We start from the raw sequence: 738 nt of genomic DNA on the forward strand, positions 1-738 counted from the left end.
GCGACGGAACAATCAACCCGACCAGGTAGCGTGGGTTGCGGCGCCTGATTGTCAGGCCAACACTGGCGACCGCCAACCCCACGCCCACCACGCGTTCGGCGGTGACCAACAGCGATAGCGGATTATTGGTTTCAGTGTCGAAAAATATGCCGCGATAACGGAAGTAGTCGCTGAAAATTTCCCGTTCATTCAAGGCCGCGTTCATAAACCAGGCGCGCGAGTCGTGCACGTGTTCATCAAACATCTGAATGATCGGGTAGACCTTGTCGTTTAACGATTTGCCGTCTGCGCCGAACAGGTTGGCGTAGTTCATCTCGCCGGCCTCGCGCAGGTCGGCATAGTGCTGGGCTTCGTCTTGCGCGTTGGTCATGTACACAAGGCCACCGACCAAGGTGTTGGCAAGCGTGCCAAGGCTGAACAGTTCACCGGCGGGCCAAGTCCACTCCGGCACATAGTCACGCCGAAAATCGGCCATGGCGTTGAGCAACTGGCGACAATCCAGGTTCGGTTCATACACCTTGCTGGTGTTAAACGCGCTTGAGGAGCGGGCGCCGGTGCGACGTTCGTAGTTCAACTTGATCAGCTGATTATCGTGTTGCGTGGCCAACTGACGTTCAGACCAGACCGGCGCCGGGGTGCCGGCCCGGTTGGCGGCATCTTCCTCAAGTTGCAGGCTGTGTAAGGCTTTCAAAGGCGGCGACTTCCTCTGGCGTCATGTCTGCCGCTGGGCCGTTTTTC

The 738-nt window shown here is 58.1% G+C and carries 1 protein-coding gene; it reads right to left on the reverse strand.

Annotated features, from left to right (window positions below):
* Positions 1-691 (reverse strand): T6SS phospholipase effector Tle1-like catalytic domain-containing protein (locus F0169_RS26880; RefSeq protein WP_482822455.1); only part of this gene is annotated, 691 nt, incomplete at its 3' end.
* Positions 692-738 lie beyond the last annotated feature (47 nt).

Source organism: Pseudomonas kitaguniensis (assembly GCF_009296165.1).
Classification (GTDB): Bacteria; Pseudomonadota; Gammaproteobacteria; order Pseudomonadales; family Pseudomonadaceae; genus Aquipseudomonas; species Aquipseudomonas kitaguniensis.